Raw genomic sequence first — 795 nt, 5'->3', positions numbered from 1 at the left:
AAATGGGTTTGGCGAGTCCGGGCGCGATTAGCGATTGTGCAAACCGCCGCCTGTTATTGACCTTCGAGCCGCCGCCGCGGAGCGGCTCGAAGGCGCGCCGCGCGCTCCTTCACGACGCCGGCCGGCAGCTGCGGCATGCGGGCCGCGGGCGTGCCCGGGCGCGCTGAATAGGGGAAGACATGCGCATAGGCGATGTCGCAGGCGCCGAGGATCGACAGCGAGTTCTCGAACATCGCGTCGGTCTCGGTCGGGAAGCCGGCTATGAGGTCCGCGCCGAAGGCGATGTCGGGCCGCGCGCGTCGGAGGCGCTCGCAGAGCCGTTCCGCGTCGGCGCGGGCGTGGCGCCGCTTCATGCGCTTGAGGATCATGTCGTCGCCGGACTGCAGCGACAGATGAAGGTGCGGCGCAAGCCGCTCCTCCTCGGCGAAGGCGTGGACCAGTTCGTCGTCGATCTCGACGGCGTCGAGCGATGACAGCCGAAGCCGCGGGAGCTCCGGAACCTCGCGCAGGATGCGCCTGACGAGCCCGCCGAAGCTTGGGCGGTCCGGCAGGTCGGCGCCCCAGGCGGTGACGTCCACGCCTGTCAGCACAGCCTCCCGGGCGCCGAGCGAGACCACGCGGCGGACCTCCGCGACGACGATCTCGGCGGGCGTCGAGCGCGAGGCGCCGCGGCCGAAAGGAATGACGCAGAAGGTGCAGCGGTGGTCGCAGCCGGTCTGGACCTGAACGAAGGCGCGCGGCCGCAGGATGTCGGCGTCGCGCGGCGGCGGCGAGACGTCCCGCGCCTGGAGCGCG

General features: G+C 71.8%; 1 protein-coding gene. It reads right to left on the bottom strand.

Annotation, left to right across the window (positions count from 1 at the left end; all coding sequences use genetic code 11):
* Positions 1 to 53 precede the first annotated feature (53 nt).
* The coding region (locus tag ACIKT0_RS19390; RefSeq protein ID WP_407106898.1) for a radical SAM protein at positions 54 to 795 on the bottom strand (742 nt) is incomplete at its 5' end.

Origin of the sequence: Hansschlegelia beijingensis (assembly GCF_045505405.1) — a bacterium.
GTDB lineage: Bacteria > Pseudomonadota > Alphaproteobacteria > Rhizobiales > Methylopilaceae > Methylopila > Methylopila beijingensis_A.
Note: the sequence above shows the minus strand (reverse complement) of the source record. Positions and strands in the feature narration are given on the sequence as shown.